This is a genomic window from Burkholderia sp. LAS2, assembly GCF_018417615.1.
In the GTDB taxonomy this organism is placed as follows: domain Bacteria; phylum Pseudomonadota; class Gammaproteobacteria; order Burkholderiales; family Burkholderiaceae; genus Burkholderia; species Burkholderia sola.
Genome location: NZ_CP071053.1, coordinates 1,333,545 through 1,355,849, shown reverse-complemented (window position 1 = coordinate 1,355,849; position 22,305 = coordinate 1,333,545). Strand labels below are relative to the sequence as shown.

General features: G+C 67.0%; 19 protein-coding genes and 1 pseudogene. 8 read left to right on the top strand and 12 right to left on the bottom strand.

The window, feature by feature from the left end; genetic code table 11:
* Positions 1–7: 7 nt before the first annotated feature.
* Together ceoA and JYG37_RS26535 are read right to left on the bottom strand one after the other, a co-directional pair.
* Positions 8–1,225 (bottom strand): multidrug efflux RND transporter periplasmic adaptor subunit CeoA, encoded by a 1,218-nt coding sequence (gene ceoA, locus JYG37_RS26540; protein ID WP_050017333.1) that lies wholly within the window; start codon positions 1,223–1,225, stop codon positions 8–10.
* Between the two features lie 32 nt (positions 1,226–1,257).
* Positions 1,258–2,118 carry an alpha/beta hydrolase gene (locus JYG37_RS26535; protein ID WP_050017334.1) on the bottom strand — a complete coding sequence of 287 codons (861 nt, stop codon included), beginning with the start codon at positions 2,116–2,118 and terminating at the stop codon, positions 1,258–1,260.
* 174 nt (positions 2,119–2,292) lie between these two features.
* Here JYG37_RS26535 and ceoR point away from each other — a divergent pair, with 174 nt between their 5' ends.
* On the top strand, positions 2,293–3,297 hold the full coding sequence (gene ceoR / locus JYG37_RS26530; protein WP_089489807.1) for a putative multidrug efflux transcriptional regulator CeoR: 1,005 nt from the start codon (positions 2,293–2,295) through the stop codon (positions 3,295–3,297).
* An 18-nt stretch (positions 3,298–3,315) separates the two neighbouring features.
* Here ceoR and JYG37_RS26525 read toward each other — a convergent pair whose 3' ends face one another.
* A complete protein-coding gene (locus tag JYG37_RS26525) occupies positions 3,316–3,918 on the bottom strand; it encodes a hypothetical protein (protein WP_124631301.1) in 603 nt (200 codons plus the stop codon).
* A gap of 371 nt (positions 3,919–4,289) precedes the next feature.
* Positions 4,290–4,607 (bottom strand): H-NS histone family protein, encoded by a 318-nt coding sequence (locus tag JYG37_RS26520; protein WP_124631302.1) that lies wholly within the window; start codon positions 4,605–4,607, stop codon positions 4,290–4,292.
* Between the two features lie 327 nt (positions 4,608–4,934).
* Between JYG37_RS26520 and JYG37_RS26515 the strand changes: the two genes are divergently transcribed.
* Together JYG37_RS26515 and JYG37_RS26510 are read left to right on the top strand one after the other, a co-directional pair.
* Positions 4,935–5,621 (top strand): response regulator transcription factor, encoded by a 687-nt coding sequence (locus JYG37_RS26515; protein ID WP_050017338.1) that lies wholly within the window; start codon positions 4,935–4,937, stop codon positions 5,619–5,621.
* Between the two features lie 385 nt (positions 5,622–6,006).
* Positions 6,007–6,300 (top strand): DUF4148 domain-containing protein, encoded by a 294-nt coding sequence (locus tag JYG37_RS26510; RefSeq protein ID WP_124595390.1) that lies wholly within the window; start codon positions 6,007–6,009, stop codon positions 6,298–6,300.
* Between the two features lie 223 nt (positions 6,301–6,523).
* Here the strand turns inward: JYG37_RS26510 and JYG37_RS26505 are convergent, their stop codons facing one another.
* The 4 genes and pseudogenes from JYG37_RS26505 to pdxR form a co-directional block, all read right to left on the bottom strand.
* Complete coding sequence (locus JYG37_RS26505) at positions 6,524–7,603, bottom strand: purine-nucleoside phosphorylase (protein WP_089489811.1); 1,080 nt, start codon at positions 7,601–7,603, stop codon at positions 6,524–6,526.
* Between the two features lie 231 nt (positions 7,604–7,834).
* Positions 7,835–8,023: pseudogene (locus tag JYG37_RS26500) on the bottom strand (LysE family translocator); the annotation flags it as partial.
* A 149-nt stretch (positions 8,024–8,172) separates the two neighbouring features.
* Positions 8,173–9,237, bottom strand: coding sequence for a selenide, water dikinase SelD (gene selD, locus JYG37_RS26495; RefSeq protein ID WP_124595387.1), 1,065 nt, complete (start codon positions 9,235–9,237; stop codon positions 8,173–8,175).
* A gap of 145 nt (positions 9,238–9,382) precedes the next feature.
* Complete coding sequence (gene pdxR, locus JYG37_RS26490) at positions 9,383–10,891, bottom strand: MocR-like pyridoxine biosynthesis transcription factor PdxR (protein ID WP_050017342.1); 1,509 nt, start codon at positions 10,889–10,891, stop codon at positions 9,383–9,385.
* Positions 10,892–11,017: 126 nt separating this feature from the next.
* Here pdxR and JYG37_RS26485 point away from each other — a divergent pair, with 126 nt between their 5' ends.
* Entirely contained in the window at positions 11,018–12,301 is a 1,284-nt protein-coding gene (locus tag JYG37_RS26485) for a 4-aminobutyrate--2-oxoglutarate transaminase (protein WP_124681046.1), read from the top strand.
* A 90-nt stretch (positions 12,302–12,391) separates the two neighbouring features.
* A complete protein-coding gene (gene gabD, locus JYG37_RS26480; protein ID WP_213346181.1) occupies positions 12,392–13,861 on the top strand; it encodes an NADP-dependent succinate-semialdehyde dehydrogenase in 1,470 nt (489 codons plus the stop codon).
* A gap of 115 nt (positions 13,862–13,976) precedes the next feature.
* Here the strand turns inward: gabD and JYG37_RS26475 are convergent, their stop codons facing one another.
* Both JYG37_RS26475 and JYG37_RS26470 read right to left on the bottom strand, forming a co-directional pair.
* Positions 13,977–15,521, bottom strand: coding sequence for a methyl-accepting chemotaxis protein (locus JYG37_RS26475; protein WP_060733346.1), 1,545 nt, complete (start codon positions 15,519–15,521; stop codon positions 13,977–13,979).
* A gap of 411 nt (positions 15,522–15,932) precedes the next feature.
* A complete protein-coding gene (locus JYG37_RS26470) occupies positions 15,933–17,477 on the bottom strand; it encodes a methyl-accepting chemotaxis protein (RefSeq protein WP_060733345.1) in 1,545 nt (514 codons plus the stop codon).
* Between the two features lie 254 nt (positions 17,478–17,731).
* On the opposite strand from JYG37_RS26470, the gene JYG37_RS35160 reads away from it, so the two are divergent.
* Together JYG37_RS35160 and JYG37_RS26460 are read left to right on the top strand one after the other, a co-directional pair.
* Positions 17,732–18,007 (top strand): hypothetical protein, encoded by a 276-nt coding sequence (locus tag JYG37_RS35160; protein ID WP_502775647.1) that lies wholly within the window; start codon positions 17,732–17,734, stop codon positions 18,005–18,007.
* Complete coding sequence (locus JYG37_RS26460) at positions 18,004–18,564, top strand: GNAT family N-acetyltransferase (RefSeq protein ID WP_089489814.1); 561 nt, start codon at positions 18,004–18,006, stop codon at positions 18,562–18,564. Before JYG37_RS35160 ends, JYG37_RS26460 begins: the two co-directional genes overlap by 4 nt.
* A 158-nt stretch (positions 18,565–18,722) precedes the next feature.
* Here the strand turns inward: JYG37_RS26460 and pcaF are convergent, their stop codons facing one another.
* Entirely contained in the window at positions 18,723–19,925 is a 1,203-nt protein-coding gene (pcaF, locus tag JYG37_RS26455) for a 3-oxoadipyl-CoA thiolase (protein ID WP_124555307.1), read from the bottom strand.
* Between the two features lie 227 nt (positions 19,926–20,152).
* Here pcaF and JYG37_RS26450 point away from each other — a divergent pair, with 227 nt between their 5' ends.
* Entirely contained in the window at positions 20,153–20,938 is a 786-nt protein-coding gene (locus JYG37_RS26450) for an IclR family transcriptional regulator (RefSeq protein WP_050012439.1), read from the top strand.
* 229 nt (positions 20,939–21,167) lie between these two features.
* Here the strand turns inward: JYG37_RS26450 and JYG37_RS26445 are convergent, their stop codons facing one another.
* Positions 21,168–22,283 carry a succinylglutamate desuccinylase/aspartoacylase family protein gene (locus tag JYG37_RS26445; RefSeq protein ID WP_050012110.1) on the bottom strand — a complete coding sequence of 372 codons (1,116 nt, stop codon included), beginning with the start codon at positions 22,281–22,283 and terminating at the stop codon, positions 21,168–21,170.
* Positions 22,284–22,305 lie beyond the last annotated feature (22 nt).

Sequence of the window (22,305 nt, the reverse complement as noted above, 5' to 3'; positions counted from 1 at the left end):
GCGCCGCTTACGAATCCGCCTTCGCCGGTGCGGCCGGCTTCGCGTTATCCGCGAGCGGCGCGGACGGCTCGTCGCCGCCCGTCATCGGGACCATGTGCGGCTTCACCTGCGCGCCGGGGCGCACGCGCTGCGTGCCGTTCACGACCACGCGATCGCCGGCGGCAAGGCCGCTCACGATCACGCGCCGGTTGCCGTGCTGCATCCCCGGCTGCACTTCGCGGTACGACACGCGGCCCTGCTGATCGACGACGAACACGAACTTCTTGTCCTGGTCGGTGTTGATCGCCGCGTCGTCGACGAGCAGCGCCTCGTGCGGCGCGCTGCCGCCCACCTTCACGCGTGCGTAGAGGCCCGGGACGAGCGTGCCGTCCGCGTTGTCGAAGCGTGCGCGCACGCGGATCGTGCCGGACGACGTGTCGAGCCGGTTGTCGACCGAATCGATCTCGCCGCTGCGCGAGTAGCCGGTTTCGTTCGCGAGGCCGAGCTCGACCGGCACCTTGCGGCCGCTGCGCGCGCCGTTGATGTATTGCAGATAGGTCTGCTCGTCCGCGTCGAACGACGCGTAGATCGGCGACACCGACACCAGCGTCGTCAGCGGCGCGGCCGATGCGCCGGCCGATACGACGTTGCCGAGCGTGATTTCCGCGCGCGACACGCGGCCCGATACCGGCGCCGTGATGCGCGTATAGCCGAGGTTGATGCGCGCCGTTTCCAGCGCGGCTTCGGCGGCCTTCAGGTTCGCGTTCGCTTCGCGCGCCGCGTTCTGCTTCTCGTCGTAGTCGCGCTTCGCGATCGCGTTGTCGCCGATCAGCCGCTGCGCGCGCTGCCAGTCGGTCTGCGCATAGCCGTTGCGCGCCTGCGCGGCCGCGAGTTGCGCGGCCGCGCGGTCGACTTCCGCCTGGTACGGGCGCGGGTCGATCACGAACAGCACGTCGCCCTTCTTCACGAGCGCGCCGTCCTTGAAGTTCACCGCGACGATCGTGCCCGACACCTGCGGGCGCACGTCGACTTTCTCGACCGCCTCGAGGCGGCCCGAATAGCTTTGCCAGTCGGTGACGGTCTGCGGCACGACGGTCGCGACGTCGACTTCGGGCAGCGGCGCCGCCGCTTTCTCGGGGGCGTTCGCGTTCACGCGCATCGCGCCGAACGTGCCGAGGCCGACGACGGCGAGCGTGACGATCGCCGCGGTCGCGATTCGGGAGCGGGAGGTGCGTAGGATGGCCATGTGGATCTCCGGTAAGCGTGGATTGGTTCTGGTTATTCGGAACGGTTCGGCTGGCGCGCCTGGAAGCGGCACTGAAAGAAGCGCACGGCTTCCTCGAATGCGGCTTCGTGCGTGGCGAGCGCGGCGTGCGTGATGTCCGGATAGCGGATCACCTGCGTGAGCACGCCCGACGAGATCAGGCAGCCCGCATATTTCTCCGCCTCGACGTGCAGCACGTCGTTCTGCGCGGTGACGACGAGCGTCGGCGGCAGCCCCGCGAGGCGCACCGACTCGATCGGCGCCGCGTACGGGTGCATGCGCTGCGCCGCCTGCGGCAGATATGCGCGATAACAGGCCGCGCATTCGCGCGCGGTGATGTCGGACGCGAGGCGCTCGGCGTCGCCGATGCGCGTCATGCTCGGATCGAGCATCGGCCCGAACAGCGCCTGCGCAGCGATCGACACTTCGCCGCGGTCGCGGGCGATGAAGGCCAGGCAGTTCGCGAGCTGGCCGCCCGCGTCGTGCCCGGCCACGCCGATCTTTTTCGGGTTGCCGCCGAACGCGCGGGCGCGCGTCGCGGCCCACACGGCGGCGCGATACGCATCCTCCGGCGCGGCCGGAAAAGGAAAGGCCGGCGCGAGCGAATAATCGACCGACACTACGAGAGCTGGTAAGCGTTCTGCTAAAAAGCGCGCGGCGAAATCCGCGTCTTCGAGCGAACCGCGGACGAAGCCGCCGCCGTGAAAATAAAGCACTACCGGCAGCCCGGTCTTGTCCGGACGGCGGTAGAGGCGCAGCACGATGTCCTGCGCGTAGCCGGGAATTTCCACTTCGGCAACCGTCAGCGCCGCGCCCGCTATGGCTTGAGCGGGCAGTGCGGCTTTCAGGAATTTGCTGAATTCAGAAGCGTCCATGACGATGCAGCGTCCATTTCGAGATGGAACGAATTCTGAGTCCGGCAGACATTGGGATAAATGCCTATAATCCGGCAACACAATTCAACGCCCCCGAACAATCCGAGGCTGCGTTTACCCACGAGGTAGCGCAGCCTTCTTGTTCCGGCGGCAAATTAAATTGCGGAGGTTGTGATGGACCGGCTTCAGGCCATGCAGGTGTTTACTCGCGTCGTCGATACAAGCAGCTTCACCAAGGCAGCAGAAACGCTCGGCTTGCCGCGGGCGTCCGTCACGACGATCATCCAGAATCTCGAAGCCTTCCTCGGCGTGCGGCTGATGCACCGGACCACGCGCCGGCTGTCGCTCACGCCGGACGGCGCCGCGTACTACGAACGATGCGTGCGAATCCTCGCGGACGTCGAGGAAACCGAAGCAAGCTTCCAGGCCAACAACCGGAAGCCGCACGGAAAGTTGCGTATCGACATGCCGGGCTCGATCGGGCGGCTGCTCGTGATTCCGTCGCTGTGCGAATTCCATACGCGCTATCCGGACATCGACCTGCAACTCGGCCTGTCCGACCGGCCGGTCGACCTGCTGCAGGAAGGCGTCGACTGCGTGATCCGCGTCGGCGCGCTGCAGGACTCGTCGCTCGTTGCGCGCCGCGTCGGCCTGTTCGAATGCGTGACGGTCGCGTCGCCCGACTATCTCGAGCACCACGGCGAGCCGCAGACGATCGACGACCTCAGCCAGCACAAGGCCGTCAACTACTTCTCGAGCCGCACGGGCCGCACGATCGACTGGACGTTCCTGATCGACGGCAAGGAAGTCGAGATGAAGATGGAGGGCATCGTGTCGGTGAACGACGCCGACGCGTACGTGACGTGCGGAATCGAGGGCTTCGGGCTGATCCAGCCGCCGCTGTTCATGGTGCTGCCGCACCTGCGCGAAGGCCGGCTCAAGGAAGTGCTGCCCGGCGTCAAGCCGCTGCCGATGCCGATCTCGGTCGTGTATCCGCACAGCCGCCATCTGTCGCCGAAGGTGCGCGTGTTCGTCGACTGGATTGCCGAAGTGTTCGACCGCTGCCCGCTGCTGAGCGGCAAGGGCAGCCTCGACGCGACGTGCAGCAAGCGGACGTTCGAGGAAGCCGAACGCGCGCCGGTGCTCGATACGCCGGTCATCAACGAGTGGGTTGCCTGAACGCGGCGCACCGCCGCGTCACTTCGCCCGCCAGTTGCGGATGAACGCGCCCACCTGCACGTGACGCGCGACGCGGCCGGGTCGCACCTCGTGCGCCAGCAACCGCGCGAACGCGTCGCGCTGCGTGTTCACATGCCGCGCGCAATGGCGATCGACCACCGCGATCTGGTGTTTCAGGAACGCGATCGTCTGCACGATGCCGTTGCGCACGCTCCCGTGACACAACGTCAGCAGTTGATATTCCGCGATCTGCATGCGCGCCAGTTGACGTCGGCGCTGAACCAGCGCCTGCACGTGCCCCAGTTGCGGATCGGACAGCGGCTCGACGAGGCGCCCGCCCGACGGATGCCGGTTCAGCGCATCGGCGAGCGCCGCCAGCAGGCTTGCCCGCGCCCCTTTTCCGTCGAGCGGTAGCGTCGCCGAATCCGGGAGCCAGTCCCGCGCCTGTTGCGGCTTGACGATGGCGAGCGGCAATCGCAGCGCCTGAAGCGCACACGCCACTTCATGCTCGGCCCCGCCGGCCGACTCCAGCACGATGAGCGCCGGCGCCCACGCGACGATCCCATCGGCCAGCGACTCGATGCCGAACGTCTCGTTCCGGTAACCGAAAATCACGCTCATCGACGAAATGCACATCTCTAGCGTGTCGTGCGTCACGCCGATACCCACGCAGACGGGTGCGGGTGCCAGCCCCCGTCGATGCCGACCGGCCGTTCCATTGTTCATACGCATTTCCCCTCGCTACCGACCCGTATCCCGCCCGCTTGCCGGCAGGACCTTGGTCAGTTCCACGAAATGTCACACTACGGATGTAATATATTTGTATTGGAAACCGGTCCCATTCATGATGGTAATCGGGCCATAGCAAGTCAACCCACCGACCGGCGATCGCGCTGTCGGTGACCGGCCTGCGAGGCGGGCGGGACGCACGGGGAAACATCAGCGTTACCGCACCGCCGGAACCCACATGCCGATTCATCGTTCATACGAGATCAGGAGTACTCAGGTTGATTCGAATCGACAGGCGGCGCATCGATCGCGAACCGGCTTCGATCCTGACCGCGTATCCATGCCGGTTCACGGCCGACGCCGGACCACGTCTGTCCGGTCTCCGGATTGAAGTATTTCGCGCGACGCTTTCTTCCGGGCGTACCGCCGTTGTCCGAAAAAATCTCCTGCGGCGTGAAACCGAACTCTTCGATGCAACGTCGCACTTCGGTCAATACCGTCGCTGCAATGGCAAGACGCTCCCGCTCCAGCTGGGCCTCGAGCAGCGCCTTCTTTTCCACAAACGACTTGTAAATCAACATGCGTGCCCCCTGGATCGCTCATTCCTGTCGTGCGCCGGCCTGCTACCGGCACGACCAAGCGTAATCGAGCCATTCACGGACATTGACAACCTTTGTCAACAAAGAGACCAAACCTCGCGCCTTCCATAAACCGAAAAATGATCAATAGCACTAACTTAACGAATTCCACACGTTCAAAATCGTTGACAATTTTTCCGACGCATCGAGACGAATATCGCGGCAAATTACGTGCTGTCGATCGTCGCGTGCGTGAGCCGGATCTCCCTTTCCCGCCCGGACGCTCGACACGGCCCGATCGTTACGATCAACATCGAAGGAGTACGTAACATGAACGTTCTCTATCTCGAGGACGATCCCGCCTATGTGGAGTTGATCACGTCGACACTGGAAACGGCAGGCTATCGCGTGCATGCAGTCAGCAACGGAAATCAGGCGATTCGCCATCTGGAGAGTTCGGTGGTCGATCTACTGATTCTCGACTGGCGGGTGCCCGGCATGTCCGGATTCGAAGTGCTCCAATGGACACGCGAGCGCATTGGGGGCCGTCTGCCGATCCTGTTCCTGACACAACGCGCGCGCGACGATGAAGTCTTCTCCGCGATCAACGCGGGCGCCGACGACTACATGGTCAAGCCGATCAATCAGTTCGAGCTGCTGGCGCGCGCCAACGCGCTGCTCAGGCGCGCGTATCACGGCGGCGCCGGCCGGCACGACACGCTCAGGCTCGGCAGCTATCTGATCGACACGCGAACGCGAACCGTGCTGCTGCATGGCGCGCCGGTCAAGCTGACGCCGCGGGAATTCGATCTCGCCGTGCTGCTGTTTCGCAATCCCGGGCGGATCATGCCGCGCGACGCGCTGATTCGCTCGCTCTGGGGCCGCGACATGGCTGGCGTGTCGCGCAGCCTCGACACGCATATCTACCGGCTGCGGATGAAGCTCGCGCTGCAGCCGTCGAACGGCGTGCGCCTCAGCGCGGTCTATACGCTGGGCTACCGGCTCGAAGCGATCTGATTCGCCGTCCCATCATCGCGTACCGCAGCCGGCCGTTCCCGTCGACACGATGCGCGATGAACGGCGCGCGCCGCGGCATCCTGACACCGTACGCAATGGACTGTTGCTGAACACGCGCCGATCGTCGCGGCGCGTTCCGGCGGACCTGCCGTATCTCGCTGTCGGCGCCGCCGGGCAAGGCTGCGCGCATGTCCTCACTGCGTGTGCGGATTCCAATTGTTCCTGTACAGCGACAATTCAATTCGCGTCTGCCGCATTTATCGCGACGGAACGGACACCTAGAGTAAACCCTGTCGCGCACCTCGTTGCGCATCGAACAGATCCCGCCTGGCGGGACCGGAGTCAGCGCTCGGGCGCCAGCTCCGACATCTCTAGGAGTTACGCCATGAACCGCCGCCATCTTCTCTCGGCCCTCGCTCTCACACTTGCCGTGTCCGCACCGGCCTTTGCCGACTCGGGCACCCCGCATGCCGGCGACTACGCCAACACGTCGTGGTACTCGCAACACAACGGCCCGCGTACGCGCGCCGAAGTCAGCGCGGAAGTCGAGCAGGCGCGCAAGGACGGCACGCTCGCGTACCTGCGCAAGGCGACCTCGTATCCGCAAGGGCTCGAACTCGCCCAAGGCCCGTATCGCCCGATGCCGGAAGGCAACCAGCTCGCCGGCGGGGGCCGGTAAACGCGCGACGCCGCGCAGCGGGTTGCCCCGTGCGCGGCGTCTCGAACGACCTTATCGACGACTTTGCTGAATCAGTGAGTTACAGGAGCACATGATGAACGATCAACTTCCTTCGCCGCTCGATCACTGGGACGACACCACGCCGGTGTGGACGCCGTTCCGTTCCGGGCCGCAATCGCATTAAGGCTCGCGTCGACGCGTCGCTGATACCGCCCTGCGGCGATCAACGACGCGGCACCCCATCACGCCATTCGCCCCAGTGCGTGACGATGTCCTGCACCAGCGGATTGCCGGCGCGATACAGGTTTTCGGTCGCGGGCGCGAAGCCGCCTTGATCCGCGTAGTTCAGCAGGTTGTCGGCGCTCGTCTGCCCCGCATACGGCCGGTCGAAGTCGGACCCCGTGCGCAGCACCGCCACGCGCGACAGGTCGACCCGCTTCACGCTCGCCGCGCGCTTGAGCGCTTCGAACGTCGCGTTGTCTTCCTGCGCGGTCATGCAGTAGGTGCCCTTGCCGTCCGTCAGGATCTTGGTCCACTGGCGCGCGCGCTCGCCGATCAGCGTGCCCGAGAACCACGTGTTGCCCGATGACGTGTCGCACTGGATCACCGTCGGCGGCCGGTTCGCCGGCGCATACGTGAACTTCGCGCGCGCGGCCTGCGCCTGTGCGCTGTCGGCGAGCACGACGTTGCGCGACAACGCATACGCGGCATCGGTCAACTGCGGGTTGAGCTGGAACACTTCGGTGCGATAGTCGAGCGGCGGCTTGTCGCTCGGGCTCTTCGTGTTGATGCCGAGGAAGCCGGTGTTCCACCCGGCCGGAATCTCGCGCGCATCGAGCTCCCACTGCAGGCTGAAATCGACGAGGTATTTCGACCACGCGGCCGATCCGACCGTGCCCTGTGCAGGGTCGACGCCCGCGATGCCCGAGACCAGGAAATACGTGCGGCGCAGATCGAAGCGTTGCGAGAACGTGAGCGCCATGATCGTCGCCGACGCGTTCGCATAGCCCATGCCGGTCGTCACCACGCACACGTCCTGCTTGTTGCAGTGGACGGCCGGATAGTCGGGCGACAGGCCGGGCACGGCGATGTCGCGCCACGGGCCGAGCCGGTCGAGCCACGCCTGGCCTTCCGGGCCGAACATCGTGATGATCATGACCTTGACCGGGCGGCCATGCGAGCCGGTCTCGGCGAATGCGGCGTTGCCTGCGTCGTTGCCCTGATTGTCCTGCGCGATCGATGGCGCGGTCGCACAGGCGGCGAGCGAGAATGCAGCGGCGGAAAGAATGGAGCGAGTCAGCATCGGCGTTCCTTGTTTCGATGGTGTTGGGTGAGAACGGCTGTCGGAGACTGCGCGAGGGAGTATAGAACGGGCGTGCGCGATGCGGAACCCGACTACGAAACGACGGGTGCTGTTTCGTGCGAACGAACGCATGTTGCGTGATCGAAAATCGTACGTTCGCCGCGGCCTTTCAAACATCAGGAATGCTATCGGGTTCTTCGCCACGCGCGACGTCGGCCGTCTCTCGCCGCACTACACGCGCATCAACCCCGCGACGCCGTAACCCAGCACGACGAATGCGGCGACCACGTGGCTCGCCGCGAGCCACCCCGGCGATTTCACGAAGCGCCCGATCGCGCTGCCGCCGAACGCGAACACGAGCTGCCCCGCGAGGCTGCCCGCAAACACGCACGCTGCGCCGAGCAGCCAGTGCCGGCGCGCATGCCGTAGTTCGCGATCATCAGTGCGACGGGCTCGACCGACAGCGCGATCATCAGCCCGAACAGGAAGTCGTTCATCGGTCGTCGATACCTTCAACGGAAGGCATCGATTCTATCGACCGACGGCACGCCACCGTGAGAAAAACCGCGTCAAGCGACGTCGACGCGCGACGGCCCGTCCACCATCTCGCCGATCACGGCCGCGCGCTCGAAACCGTCGGCGCGGAAGCACGCGAGCACGTCATCGACGGCCTGGGGTGCGCACGCGACCAGCAGCCCGCCGGACGTCTGCGGATCGGTCAGCAGTGCCTGCGCGACGGGCGGCAGCCCGTCGGCGAGCCGCACGTCCGTGCCGTACGCGGCCCAGTTGCGGCCCGACGCGCCGGTGAACACGCCGTCGGCAACGAACGTCTCGACGCCCGCGAGCCACGGCAGCGACGCGTAGTGCACGCGCGCGGTGAGCTGCGCGCCGCGCGCCAGTTCGAGCGTATGGCCGAGCAGCCCGAAGCCGGTGACGTCGGTCAGCGCATGCACGCCCGGCAACGCGGCGAGTTCGGCGCCCGGCCGGTTGAGCTTCGTTGTAGTCGCGACCATTTGCGCGTAGCCGTCGGCATCGAGCTGGTTCTTCTTCAGCGCGGCCGACAGCACGCCGACGCCGAGCGGCTTGCCGAGCACGAGCACGTCGCCCGCGCGCGCGGCCGCGTTGCGCTTCACGCGCGACGGATGCACGACGCCGATCGCCGCGAGCCCGTAGATCGGCTCGACCGAATCGATCGAATGGCCGCCGGCGACCGGAATGCCGGCCTCCGCGCACACCGATTCGCCGCCGCGCAGCACGGCCGCGATCGTCTCGTGCGGCAGTACGTTGATCGGCATGCCGACCAGCGCGAGCGCGAGAATTGGCTTGCCGCCCATCGCATAGACGTCGGACAGCGCATTGGTGGCCGCGATACGGCCGAAGTCGAACGGATCGTCGACGATCGGCATGAAGAAATCGGTGGTGGCGACGATCGCCTGCTCGTCGTTGAGCCGGTAGACGGCCGCGTCGTCGGACGTCTCGGTGCCGACCAGCAGATCGGGGAACAGCGCGGGCGGCGTCGCGCGCTTGAGCAGCTCGGACAGCACGCCCGGCGCGATCTTGCAGCCGCAGCCGCCCCCGTGCGACAGGCTCGTGAGGCGCGGAACGGCAGGCTGGGCTTGGGTGGCTTCGGTCATCGTCGGCATCCGGTGAATAACAACGTTCTATTATCGACAATTCGGCGCGAGCGCGCCCGATACGCACTCCACGTTGCGGAGAGAATCGCGCTTCGACCGGCCTTTGACGGAATCGCAACGCGTCGATATCGCTTGTGCTCACCCGTCAAGCCAGCGCAACGGCCCCGCCGAACGCCCGCTCGTCGATCGCCTCGGCAAGCGTCGCGAACGCGGTCGCGATCTCGTCTTCCGGCACGCACGCATAGCCGAGCAGCAATCCCGATGCAGCGCGCGAGCGATCCGCGTAATACCCGGACAGCGGCCGCACGACGATGTTGCGCTCGAGCGCCGCCTGCGCGACCGCGCGATCGTCGACGCCATCGGGCAATTGCGTGACCAGATGCAGCCCCGCGTCGCTGCCGAGCGCGTGCAGCGTATCGCCGTAGCGGCGCGCGACCGCGTCGAGCAGCACCTCGCGGCGTTGCCCGTACAGCGTGCGCATCTTGCGGATATGCGACACGAAATGCCCTTCCGCGATGAATTCGGCGAGCACCGCCTGCTGCAGCAACTGCCCTTCGCGATACAGCTCGGCGCTCGCGGTCGCGAAACTCTCCGCGAGCGGCTCCGGCGCGACCAGATAACCGACCCGCAGCCCCGGGAACAGCGTCTTGCCGAAACTGCCGACGTAGATCACCTGCCCGGCCGTGTCGAGGCCCTGCAGCGACGCGAGCGGCCGGCTCCCATAGCGGAATTCGCTGTCGTAGTCGTCCTCGATGATCCAGCAGCCGTGCTGGCGCGCGTATTCGAGCAGCATCCGCCGCCGCGCGAGGCTCATCACCATCCCGAGCGGATACTGGTGCGACGGCGTGACGAGCATCAGCTTCGGCGGCTCGGCCAGATCGGCCGCCGACGGCGCGATGCCTTCGTCGTCGACCGGAATCGGCCGCGTGGTCAGCCCCGACACGTTCAGCACGCTGCGCACGCCCCAGTAGCACGGATCTTCGGTCCAGATCGCGTCGCCCGGGTCGGTCAGCAAGCGCACCGCGAGGTCGATCGACTGGTGGATGCCGGTCGTGATCACGATCTGCTCGGGCGTGCAGCGCACCGAGCGCGACGTGCGCAGGTAGTCGGCCAGCGCCTCGCGCAGCAGCGCGAGCCCGCCGCCGGGCGCGTAGGTCAGCAGGTCCGGGCGCAGGCGGCGCCAGTACTTGTTGTGCAGCCGCGTCCACACGCGCGCCGGAAAGCGCGACACATCGGGCACGCCCGGCATGAACGCGCCGCCCTGGCGCTTCGACACGCCGGCGCCTTCGACGAGCCGCGTGCCGCGCGCGGACAGCCGCCGCGCGGACGGCGTCGCGACGGCCGGGCCGGCCGCCGCGTCGGACGGCGCGCCGACGATCTCGTCCGGCGCGCTGTCGGCGACGAAGGTGCCGCGGCCCGTCGCCGAGTTCACATAGCCTTCAAGCGCAAGCTGTTCGTAAACCTGCGTGACCGTGTTGCGCGCGATCCCGAGCTCGGCGGCCAGCAGTCGCGACGACGGCACGCGCGTGCCGGCCGGCAGTTCGCGCGACAGGATCGCCTGTTGCAGCAGGCGATGCAGCTGCCGGTAGATCGGCTGTTCGCCGCCGCGCACGAGGCGCTGCGCCAGCCAGTCCGACAACACGCTTGCGCGCATGATTGGCTCCTGAATATTTATTGAAATGGCTCTGATTGCCAGAGCCAAATGTGATTATAGTCGCCTCCATGGGCTGCCCAGGCGCCCGATTTCCTACCCACCGGACAGAACATCAAGGAGATGACCGTGAAGAATGCCGACCTGCAGGCCCGCAAGAACGCCGCCACCCCGCGCGGCGTCGGCGTGATGTGCGATTTCTACGCAGCCCGCGCCGAGAACGCGGAGCTGTGGGACGTCGAAGGCCGCCGCTTCATCGATTTCGCCGCCGGCATCGCGGTGCTGAACACGGGCCACCGCCACCCGAAGATCGTCAAGGCGATCGCCGATCAGCTGAACCACTTCACGCACACCGCCTACCAGATCGTCCCGTACGCGTCGTACGTCGAGCTGGCCGAGAAGATCAACGAGCGCGCGCCGGGCGACTTCCCGAAGAAGACCGCGTTCTTCACGACCGGCGCCGAAGCCGTCGAGAACGCGATCAAGATCGCGCGTGCGGCCACCGGCCGTCCGGGCGTGATCGCGTTCTCGGGCGGTTTCCACGGCCGCACGATGATGGGCATGGCGCTGACCGGCAAGGTCGCGCCGTACAAGCTGAACTTCGGCCCGTTCCCGGGCGACGTGTTCCACGCGCCGTACCCGAACGCCGTGCACGGCGTGACGACGGCCGACTCGATCAAGGCGATCGAGATGCTGTTCAAGGCCGACATCGATCCGAAGCGCGTCGCCGCGATCATCTTCGAACCGGTCCAGGGCGAAGGCGGCTTCAACCCGGCGCCGGCCGAATTCGTGCGCGCGCTGCGCAAGATCTGTAACGAACACGGCATCCTGCTGATCGCCGACGAAGTGCAGACGGGCTTCGCGCGTACCGGCAAGCTGTTCGCGATGCAGCACTACGACGTGCTGGCCGACCTGATCACGATGGCGAAGAGCCTCGCGGGCGGCATGCCGCTGTCGGGCGTCGTCGGCCGTGCGGACGTGATGGACGCAGCGGCTCCCGGCGGCCTCGGCGGCACCTACGCGGGCAACCCGCTGGCCGTCGCATCGGCGCACGCGGTGCTCGAGATCATCGACGAAGAGAAGCTGTGCGAGCGCGCGACGCAGCTCGGCGACGTGCTGAAGGCGAAGCTGAACGCGCTGCAGGCCGACGTGCCGCAGATCGCCGACGTGCGCGGCCCGGGCGCGATGATCGCGGTCGAATTCCTGAAGCCGGGTTCGGGCGAGCCGGATGCCGAATTCACGAAGCGCGTGCAGACGCGTGCGCTCGAGCGCGGGCTGCTGCTGCTCGTGTGCGGCGTGTACTCGAACGTCGTGCGCTTCCTGTTCCCGCTGACGATCCCGCAAGCCGTGTTCGACGAAGCGCTCGTGATCCTCGAGGAAGTGCTGAAGGAAACGGTCGGCGTGCCGGCCTGAGTGCCCGTCCGCTTCCACTGAATGCGCCGCCGCCGTCGTGAAGACGGCGGCGGCCGTTTTCATCCGTCCTTTTCATAGCAGGCGATTCATATGAGCACCGTTCAGGAAACCCTGGCACTGAAAGATCCGTCGCTGTTCCGCCAGCAGGCGTACATCAACGGCGAATGGCAAGGCGCAACGAACGGCGAGTCGTTCGAGGTCCGCAACCCGGCGACCGGCGGCCTGCTCGGCACCGTGCCGGCGATGGGCACGGCCGAGACGCGTCACGCGATCGAGGCCGCGAACGCCGCCTGGCCCGCGTGGCGCAAGAAGACCGCGAAGGAGCGCGCGACGATCCTGCGCAAGTGGCACGACCTGATGATGGAGAACGCCGACGACCTCGCGCTGATCCTGACGACCGAGCAAGGCAAGTCGCTCGCCGAAGCGAAGGGCGAGATCGGCTACGCGGCGTCGTTCCTCGAGTGGTTCGCGGAAGAAGGCAAGCGCGTGTACGGCGACACGATCCCGACGCCGGCGAGCGACAAGCGCATCGTCGTGACGAAGGAAGCGATCGGCGTGTGCGCGGCGATCACACCGTGGAATTTCCCGGCGGCGATGATCACGCGCAAGGTCGGCCCGGCGCTCGCCGCAGGCTGCCCGATCGTCGTGAAGCCGGCCGAAGCGACGCCGTTCTCGGCGCTCGCGATGGCCGTGCTGGCCGAGCGCGCGGGCGTGCCGGCCGGCGTGTTCAGCGTCGTCACGGGCGACCCGAAGGCGATCGGCGGCGAACTGACGTCGAACCCGATCGTGCGCAAGCTGTCGTTCACCGGCTCGACGCCGGTCGGCCGCCTGCTGATGTCGCAATGCGCGGCGACGGTCAAGAAGGTGTCGCTGGAGCTCGGCGGCAACGCGCCGTTCATCGTGTTCGACGACGCCGATCTCGATGCGGCCGTGCAGGGCGCGATCGCGTCGAAGTACCGCAACAGCGGCCAGACGTGCGTGTGCACGAACCGCTTCTACGTGCACGAAGCCGTGTACGACCCGTTCGCGCAGAAGCTCGCGACGGCCGTCGGCCAGCTGAAGGTCGGCCGCGGCACGGAGCCGGGCGTCACGCAGGGCCCGCTGATCAACGAAGCGGCCGTGCTGAAGGTCGAGGCGCACATCGAGGACGCGCTCGCGAAGGGTGCGACCGTCGTGACGGGCGGCAAGCGCCATGCGCTCGGCCACGGCTTCTTCGAGCCGACCGTGCTGACGGGCGTCACGCCGGCGATGAAGGTCGCGAAGGAAGAGACGTTCGGGCCGCTCGCGCCGCTGTTCAAGTTCGGCAGCGACGACGAGGTGATCCGCCTCGCGAACGACACCGAGTTCGGCTTGGCCGCGTACTTCTACAGCCGCGACATCGGCCGCGTGTGGAAGGTGGCCGAAGCGCTCGAATACGGGATGGTCGGCGTGAACACGGGCCTGATTTCGAACGAAGTCGCGCCGTTCGGCGGCGTCAAGCAGTCGGGCCTCGGCCGCGAAGGCTCGCACTACGGCATCGACGACTACGTCGTGATCAAGTACCTCTGCCTCGCCGTCTGACGGTTCGGGGCCTGCCGCCTCGGCGACAGGCCCTGGCCGCCCGGCCGGAACCGGGCGGCCCGACGCGGGCCGGTATCCCTCTCCGCCGTGCCCGCGTCACCTTCCCCTCCCGCGATCAGCGGAACACGTTCACCGCCTCGACCAACCGCGTCGCCTGCTGCTTCAGGCTTTCCGACGCCGCCGTGCTCTGCTCGACGAGCGCCGCGTTCTGCTGCGTGATGTTGTCCAGATGCACGACTGCCTGGTCGACCTGCGCGACGCCCGTGCTCTGCTCGGCCGTCGACGAGCTGATCTCCGCAATGAGGTCCGACACGCGCTTCACCTGCGTGACGATGTCCTCCATCGTCTTGCCCGCGCCATCGACGATCCGCGCGCCCGACTCGACCCGCTCGACGCTCGCGCCGATCAGCGTCTTGATCTCCTTCGCCGCGTTCGCGCTGCGCTGCGCGAGCGCGCGCACTTCGCCGGCCACCACCGCGAAGCCTCGCCCCTGATCGCCCGCGCGCGCCGCCTCGACGGCCGCGTTCAACGCGAGAATGTTGGTCTGGAACGCGATGCCGTCGATCACGCCGATGATGTCCGCGATCCTGCGCGAGCTGTCGGTGATCTCGCTCATCGTCGCGACGACCTCGCTCACCGCCTGCCCGCCGCGCTCGGCCGCGCCGCTCGCGGAAACGGACAGCTGATTCGCCTGCAGCGCCGTCTCCGCGTTGCTCGATACGGTCGCCGTCATCTCGGCCATCGACGCGGCCGTCTGCTGCACGCTCGACGCGGCCTGTTCGGTGCGCGCGCTCAGGTCGCTGTTGCCTTGCGCGATCTCGTTGCTCGCGCGCTGCACGTTCAACACCTGTTCGCTGACGTCGTCGACGAGCCAGCGGAACATCAACCCGAGCTGGTTGATCGTGCGCAGCGTCATGCCGATCTCGTCGACCCGGTTCATCCGCACGCCGCTGCGGCTCTCGCCGGTCGCCACGCGCAACGCCTCGTCGCGCAGTTGCCCCAGCGGCCGCACGATCTGCGCATCGAGCCACAGCCCGGCCGCCGCCGTCACGCCGACCGCCGCACCGGCAAACGCCGCGAACGCGCCGCCGGTCAACCCGGCCGCCCAGCCGGCGCCGACGACAGCCGGCGCGAGGACGCACAGCGTCGACACTAGCCGGGCCCGCACCGACATCGTCTGGAACAGCGACGCGACGCGCATCGCGCCCGTGCGCACGATCAATCCCTTGTGGAACCGGCGGCTGCCGGCCTTGCCTTCGCGGAAATCGCGATACAGCGCCTCGGCGGCCGCGATCTCGTCGCGTGTCGCCTTCGTGCGCACCGACATGTAGCCCTTCGGCTGCCCGTTGCGCATCACCGGAATCGCGTTCGCGCGCACCCAGTAGTGATCGCCGTTCTTGCGGCGGTTCTTCACGAGCGCGGTCCACGGCTCGCCGCCCTTGAGCGTCGCCCACATGTCGGCGAACGCTTCCTTCGGCATGTCCGGATGCCGTACCACGTTGTGCGGCTGGCCCTCGATCTCCTCGGGAGAAAAACCGCTGACCTGGATGAACGCCGCGTTCGCGTACGTGATGTGGCTGTCGACGTCGGTCGTCGACATCAGCGTCGCATCATCGGCAAATTCGAATTCGCGTTGCGTGACAGGCTGGTTGTTGCGCATGGTGTGGAGCTCCGGGTGACGGATCTTGCGTCCGTTCGTCGATTGATTCGAGACTCCACGCATGGCGATCGATTCGCCCGCGTGTGAGTCGACTCCTGCGCTTTCGGCAAATTCCGCCAAAACATGATGCCGTACTCGGGTAAATATGCATTAAAGATGCATGATCGTGTTTTTGCCGAATGATTTGTTTATGGATAAACCAGAATGCGTGGCCGGACAACGGCCTGACGGCCATTCGCCCGATCGTTCGACGTGATGCGTTCGGCCCGATTTAGCGCGTAACGATAAAGTCGTAAATACGAATATTTCGCGTTTGGCGTCATTCGATCGAATTCGCCAATCCGAACATGTATCGTGCGCGACATGCCGGATTCATTGATCGAATCCGCACGTCGCGCACGCTTGCAACCCTCACCTGAACACGTTCACCGCATCGACGAGCCGCGTCGCCTGCTGCTTCAGGCTTTCCGACGCCGCCGTGCTCTGCTCGACGAGCGCCGCGTTCTGCTGCGTGATGTTGTCCAGGTGGACGACTGCCTGGTCGACCTGCGCGACGCCGGTGCTCTGCTCGGCCGTCGACGAGCTGATCTCCGCGATCAGGTCCGACACGCGCTTCACCTGCGTGACGATGTCCTCCATCGTCTTGCCCGCGCCGTCGACGATCCGCGCACCCGACTCGACGCGCTCGACGCTCGCGCCGATCAGCGTCTTGATTTCCTTCGCCGCGTTCGCGCTGCGCTGCGCGAGCGCGCGCACTTCGCCGGCCACCACCGCGAAACCGCGCCCCTGTTCGCCGGCCCGCGCGGCCTCGACCGCCGCGTTCAGCGCGAGGATGTTGGTCTGGAACGCGATGCCGTCGATCACGCCGATGATGTCCGCGATCCTGCGCGAGCTGTCGGTGATCTCGCTCATCGTCGCGACGACCTCGCTCACCGCCTGCCCGCCGCGCTCGGCCGCGCCGCTCGCGGAAACGGACAGCTGATTCGCCTGCAGCGCCGTCTCCGCGTTGCTCGATACGGTCGCCGTCATCTCGGCCATCGACGCGGCCGTCTGCTGCACGCTCGACGCGGCCTGTTCGGTGCGCGCGCTCAGGTCGCTGTTGCCTTGCGCGATCTCGTTGCTCGCGCGCTGCACGTTGTGCACCTGCTCGCTGACGTCGTCGACGAGCCAGCGGAACATCAGCCCGAGCTGGTTGATCGTGCGCAGCGTCATGCCGATCTCGTCGACGCGGTTCATCCGTACGCCGCGCCGGCTCTCGCCGGTCGCGACGTTCAGCGCCTGCTCGTGCAGCCGCTTCAGCGGTTGCACGATCTGCGCGTCGAGCCACCAGCCTGCCGCGACCGCCACGCCGGCCGTCACGCCGGCAAACGCCGCGAGCCCGCCGCCGGTGAGCCCGCAGGCCCATCCCGCGCCGACGACGGCCGGCGCCAGCACGCACAGTGCCGCATGAACGCGCGCACGCACCGACATCGTCTGCGGCAGCGACGCGACTCGCAGCAGCCCGGTGCGGATCACGAGCCCCTTGTGGAACCGGCGCCGGCCGGCCTTGCCGTCGCGAAACGCGCGATACAGCGCGTCCGCGGCAGTACTCTCGTCGTGCGGCGCCTTCGTGCGCACCGACATATAGCCCTGCGGCGCGCCGTTGCGCATCACCGGAATCGCGTTCGCGCGCACCCAGTAGTGGTCGCCGTTCTTGCGGCGGTTCTTCACGAGCGCGGTCCACGGCTCGCCGCGCCGCAGCGTCGCCCACATGTCGGCGAACGCCTCCTTCGGCATGTCCGGGTGACGGACCACGTTGTGCGGCTGGCCGACGAGCTCCTCGGTCGAGAAGCCGCTCACTTGCGCGAACGTCGTGTTGGCGTAGGTGATGATGCTGTCGGCATCGGTCGTCGACATCAGCGTGACGTCGTCGGGAAAATCGAATTCCTGTTGGGTAACGGGCTGGTTGTTGCGCATGCAAGGCTCCGAAAGGCGGATCTGTCGTCCGCGCCGCGCTGAAATCGCGCTCAGTAGCCGAAAAACGGTTGTTCGCTTTACGACACTCTCGTCCTTACTGTCGGCAATTCACCGGCAAACCTTAATTTCGATGCGAATAAAACGGGCAATCCGGCCATTACCATGATTCAGATCAAATAATCCGCCGATAATCCCCGCGCACGTTTATCTGTCGGTCACGAAGCGCCGAACGACATTGGCAATGCCGGCCGCTGTTGCGTGCAGCGAAACGATTGGCCTATCCTGCTCCATTCCACTGGAATTCGAATTCGATGAAAAAGGCATTGCATGAGCTGAATCGGCTGTCCTGGAATACCGCGACGGCCGCGCATGAGCGCCATCAACGCGATCAGGCCGCGTTTTTCCGGAATGGCGACGCCACGCGGTTTCCGGGACAACGCGAACCGGACGGCTATCGGATGGCGCCGCCCGACCGCATGCCGCGCCTGCCGCCGACGGGTACGATCGCCGCGCACCGGAGGGCCGCATGACGCGCCGCACCGCCGCCGAACGCGACGCGCTGTCGGCCCGCCCGCTTGCGCGCGACGACGTACCGCTCGTATGGACCATCGACCGGCGCGAAATCATCGAACACCTGTACGTGCTGCGCGACGGCACGCTGCATCTCGTGCCCGAGTTCTACGACGTGGCCGGCTGGCCCGACGGCGAAGCCGATCACTACACGCCGATCCTGCTCGACTGCCACGACCGCGGCGGCTGGTTTCTCGGCAGGTTCGACGGCGCGCGGCTCGTCGCGGCGGCGGTCGTCGACAGCCGGCGGCTCGGCCCGCAACGCGACATGCTGCAGCTGAAGTTCCTGCACGTGAGCCACGACTGGCGCGGCTGCGGGCTCGGCGAACAGCTCTACCGCACGGCCCGCGCGCAGGCGCGTGCAATGGGCGCCGAGCGGCTGTACGTATCGGCCACGCCGTCGCAGCGCACGATCGACTTCTACCTGCGGCTCGGCTTCACGGTCAGCGCGTCGCCCGATCCCGAGCTTTATGCGCTCGAGCCCGACGACATTCATCTGGAAGGGCCGACGGCCTGACGGCTGGCGCGCGGATGGCGGCGCGCGCTTCAAGCAACTGTCGCGGGCCGGTGGTTAACGACGAAGGGCGGCGCGAGATGTCTCGTGCCGCCCTTCGTAGGGGAAACAGCGCAGCAGCAAAGCGGCGCGTATCCGGCCGCTTCACCGCATCACGCCGCTCACACGCGTTCGATCGCGATCGCGATGCCCTGGCCGACGCCGATGCACATCGTGCACAGCGCAAAGCGGCCGTTCGTACGATGCAACTGGTACATCGCGGTCGTCACGAGGCGCGCACCCGATGCGCCGAGCGGGTGGCCGAGCGCGATCGCGCCGCCGTTCGGGTTCACGCGCGGATCGTCGTCGGCGACGCCGAGCATGCGCAGCACCGCAAGACCTTGCGACGCAAATGCCTCGTTCAGCTCGATCACGTCGAACTGGTCGATCGTCATCCCGAGTCGGGCGAGCAGCTTCTGCGTGGCCGGCGCGGGGCCGATACCCATCACGCGCGGCGCGACGCCGGCCGTCGCGATCCCCAGCACGCGGGCGCGCGGCGTCAGGCCGAAGCGCTTCGCGGTTGCCTCGTTCGCGAGCAGCAGCGCGGCGGCGCCGTCGTTCACGCCCGACGCGTTGCCGGCCGTGACCGAGCCGTCCGGGCGCACGACGCCCTTCAGCTTCGCGAGCGTCTCGAGCGACGTTTCGCGCGGATGCTCGTCGCGCGACACGACCAGCGGATCGCCCTTCTTCTGCGCAATCGTGACCGACACGATTTCTTCGGCGAGCGTGCCGTCCTGCTGCGCGCGTGCGGCCTTCTGCTGGCTGCGCAGCGCGAACAGGTCCTGATCCGCGCGGCTGACGTTGTAGTCGACCGCGACGTTCTCGGCGGTCTCCGGCATCGAATCGACGCCATGCAGCTGTTTCATCAGCGGATTGACGAAGCGCCAGCCGATCGTCGTGTCGTAGATGTCGGCCTGGCGCGCGAACGCGCTCGCGGCCTTGCCCATCACGAACGGCGCGCGCGTCATGCTCTCGACGCCGCCCGCGACCATCAGCGCGGCTTCGCCCGACTTGATCGCGCGCGCGGCCACGCCGACCGCATCCATCCCCGACCCGCACAGGCGATTGATCGTCGAACCCGGCACGCCTTCCGGCAAGCCCGCGAGCAGCGCCGACATGCGCGCGACGTTGCGATTGTCCTCGCCGGCCTGGTTCGCGCAGCCGTAGATCACGTCGTCGATCGCCGTCCAGTCGACGTCGCGGTTGCGCTCGACGAGCGCCTTGAGCGGCACCGCGCCCAGATCGTCGGCGCGCACGCCGGACAGTGCACCGCCGTAACGCCCGATCGGCGTACGGATCGCATCACACAGAAAAGCTTCGGTCATCAGTGTCTCCGGTCCCACGGAAGGCTGGGAAATGAACAGGGCGCGCCCCTTGCATTGCCCGCCGGGATGCGCTTAAATGTTCTATATACGAACATAAGATCGTGTATCGAACGTTCAACGCATCATAGGGAGTGCGGGGACGACCTGTCAAGCGCGCGGTCTGCCGGGCGGTTGGCGTGTCAGGCCCCATGCGCTATCTTCTCGGCTGCACGACAAACCAACCGTTCATGACAACCGAAGACATCCAGAAACCCGGCGACTCCTATGTGCAGTCGTTCGCGCGCGGCCTCGCGGTGATCCGCGCGTTCGACGCGACGCGCCCGGAGCAGACGCTCACCGAGGTCGCATCGGCCACCGGCCTCACGCGCGCGGGCGCACGCCGGATCCTGCTCACGCTGCAGACGCTCGGCTACGTCGAGGCCGACGGCCGGCTGTTCCGGCTCACGCCGAAGATCCTCGAGCTCGGCTTCGCGTATCTCACGTCGATGCCGTTCTGGAATCTCGCCGATCCGGTAATGGAGCAGTTGTCCGCGCAGATCCACGAAAGCTGCTCGGCCGCGGTGCTCGATCGCACCGAGATCGTCTACGTGCTGCGCGTGCCGACCCGCAAGATCATGACGATCAACCTGTCGATCGGCAGCCGGCTGCCCGCGTACTGCACGTCGATGGGCCGCGTGCTGCTGTCCGCGCTCGACGACGCGGCGCTCGACGAAACGCTCGCGCAGAGCGGCATCCGCGCGCACACGCCGCGCACGATCACCGACCTCGGCGAGCTGAAGGCGGCGATCGCTCAGGCGCGCCAGCAGGGCTGGGCCGTGGTCGACCAGGAACTCGAAGTGGGGCTGATGTCGCTGTCCGCGCCGATCCGCAACCGGCGCGGGCAGATCATCGCCGCGATGAACATCAGCGGCAACGCGCAGCGGCATACCGCGAAGCAGATGGTGAAGGAGTTTCTCGGGCCGCTGCAGCAGGCCGCGCAGACGGTGTCGGAACTGGTCGCGCGGCGCGGGTGAGCGGTTACTTCGCTCGCGGGACCGGCACGACGGTCATTCGCGGATCGCGCGGATAAAAAGACGGGCGGCATGGGCCGCCCGCTCAACTCTCTGACTCTGCTTGCAACGTCCTTCTCACGGAACACGGAGCGCGCTCCGCATCAACCAATTTAGGGATGCGGCCACGCCCGGTCAATTTGACGAGAACGAAATTGCGGGGCACCACTCGGACACGCGCCCGTCCCGCCGCTCACGCGCCCAGCAGCATCCCCTTGCGCACCGGCACCGTGCCCGTCACGCGGCCGAGCGGCGCGCCGGCCGTCACGAAGCGGATCGCGCGGCGCATGTAGAACACGCCGTCGGTCGCGCTCGAGATCGTCGTGACCGCATCCGTCAGCGGATCGACGATGTCGAACAGCGGATCGCCCGCACGGATCGTCGCGCCGATCGCCGCACGGTGCACGAGGATCCCGCTCACCGGCGCGTAGAACTGCTCGCTGCCCGCGAGCGGCGTGGCCGGCGCGGCCAGCGGCGGCAGCGGCGCGGGTTCGCCGCGCACCGCGCCGCGCCACACCAGATAGTCGACGAGCGCGTCGGCGTCGCGTTGCGCATATTCGTACGTCACGTCGCGCTGGCCGCGGCACTCGACCGTCACGGCCACCGTGCCGGCCGCCATCGGCGTACCGGCCGGCAAAAGCGCGCTCAACCGCGACCACAGCAGGTGATGCGCATCGTCGAACGCGTGCCCGCCCGAGTCCTCGGCGAGCAGCGACACCTGTGCACCGAGATAACGCGCGAGCGGCTCGACGTCCGGCCACGCGCTATCGCTCGTGTACACGTGCATCACCGCTTCAAGCGAGCAATGCAGGTCGATCACGACGTCGGCGTCGTGCGACAGCTTCAGCAGCGCAAGCTGCAGCGCATCGAATTCGGTGCGCGGCGCGATTTCCGCGAGCGCCGCCCCGACGCATTCGCGCACGATCGCGCGATTGTGCGCGCCGTCGTCGCCGAGCCGGTCACGCGCGCTCGCGGCGATCTCCGCGAGCGGCAGGAAGCCGCGATTGAAGTTGCGGCCGCTCGCGAGGTCGAAACGGCCGATGAACTGCCCGAGCAGATGATGATTGAGGCCGATCGGGTTCGATACCGGCACGAGCACGATTTCGGCCGCGAGCCGGCCTTCGGCGTCGAGCTGCGCGAGGCGCTGCTTGAGCACGAACGCCGCGAGCATCGCGGGCGTCTCGTCCGCGTGCAGCGCGGCCTGCAGATAGATCTTGCGGCCGCTGTCGGCCGGCCCGAAATGAAAGCTCGTCAGCGTGCGCTGCGTGCCGATCGACGGCGACAGGAGCGGCGTAGTGCGAATCTGCATCGATGGTCTCGAACGAAATGAA

Coding starts and splice junctions, on each gene's coding strand:
- ceoA (WP_050017333.1), bottom strand. CDS start 1,225: ATGGCCATCCTACGCACCTCCCGCTCCCGAATCGCGACCGCGGCGATC.
- JYG37_RS26535 (WP_050017334.1), bottom strand. CDS start 2,118: ATGGACGCTTCTGAATTCAGCAAATTCCTGAAAGCCGCACTGCCCGCT.
- ceoR (WP_089489807.1), top strand. CDS start 2,293: ATGGACCGGCTTCAGGCCATGCAGGTGTTTACTCGCGTCGTCGATACA.
- JYG37_RS26525 (WP_124631301.1), bottom strand. CDS start 3,918: ATGAGCGTGATTTTCGGTTACCGGAACGAGACGTTCGGCATCGAGTCG.
- JYG37_RS26520 (WP_124631302.1), bottom strand. CDS start 4,607: ATGTTGATTTACAAGTCGTTTGTGGAAAAGAAGGCGCTGCTCGAGGCC.
- JYG37_RS26515 (WP_050017338.1), top strand. CDS start 4,935: ATGAACGTTCTCTATCTCGAGGACGATCCCGCCTATGTGGAGTTGATC.
- JYG37_RS26510 (WP_124595390.1), top strand. CDS start 6,007: ATGAACCGCCGCCATCTTCTCTCGGCCCTCGCTCTCACACTTGCCGTG.
- JYG37_RS26505 (WP_089489811.1), bottom strand. CDS start 7,603: ATGCTGACTCGCTCCATTCTTTCCGCCGCTGCATTCTCGCTCGCCGCC.
- selD (WP_124595387.1), bottom strand. CDS start 9,237: ATGACCGAAGCCACCCAAGCCCAGCCTGCCGTTCCGCGCCTCACGAGC.
- pdxR (WP_050017342.1), bottom strand. CDS start 10,891: ATGCGCGCAAGCGTGTTGTCGGACTGGCTGGCGCAGCGCCTCGTGCGC.
- gabD (WP_213346181.1), top strand. CDS start 12,392: ATGAGCACCGTTCAGGAAACCCTGGCACTGAAAGATCCGTCGCTGTTC.
- JYG37_RS26475 (WP_060733346.1), bottom strand. CDS start 15,521: ATGCGCAACAACCAGCCTGTCACGCAACGCGAATTCGAATTTGCCGAT.
- JYG37_RS26470 (WP_060733345.1), bottom strand. CDS start 17,477: ATGCGCAACAACCAGCCCGTTACCCAACAGGAATTCGATTTTCCCGAC.
- JYG37_RS26460 (WP_089489814.1), top strand. CDS start 18,004: ATGACGCGCCGCACCGCCGCCGAACGCGACGCGCTGTCGGCCCGCCCG.
- pcaF (WP_124555307.1), bottom strand. CDS start 19,925: ATGACCGAAGCTTTTCTGTGTGATGCGATCCGTACGCCGATCGGGCGT.
- JYG37_RS26450 (WP_050012439.1), top strand. CDS start 20,153: ATGACAACCGAAGACATCCAGAAACCCGGCGACTCCTATGTGCAGTCG.
- JYG37_RS26445 (WP_050012110.1), bottom strand. CDS start 22,283: ATGCAGATTCGCACTACGCCGCTCCTGTCGCCGTCGATCGGCACGCAG.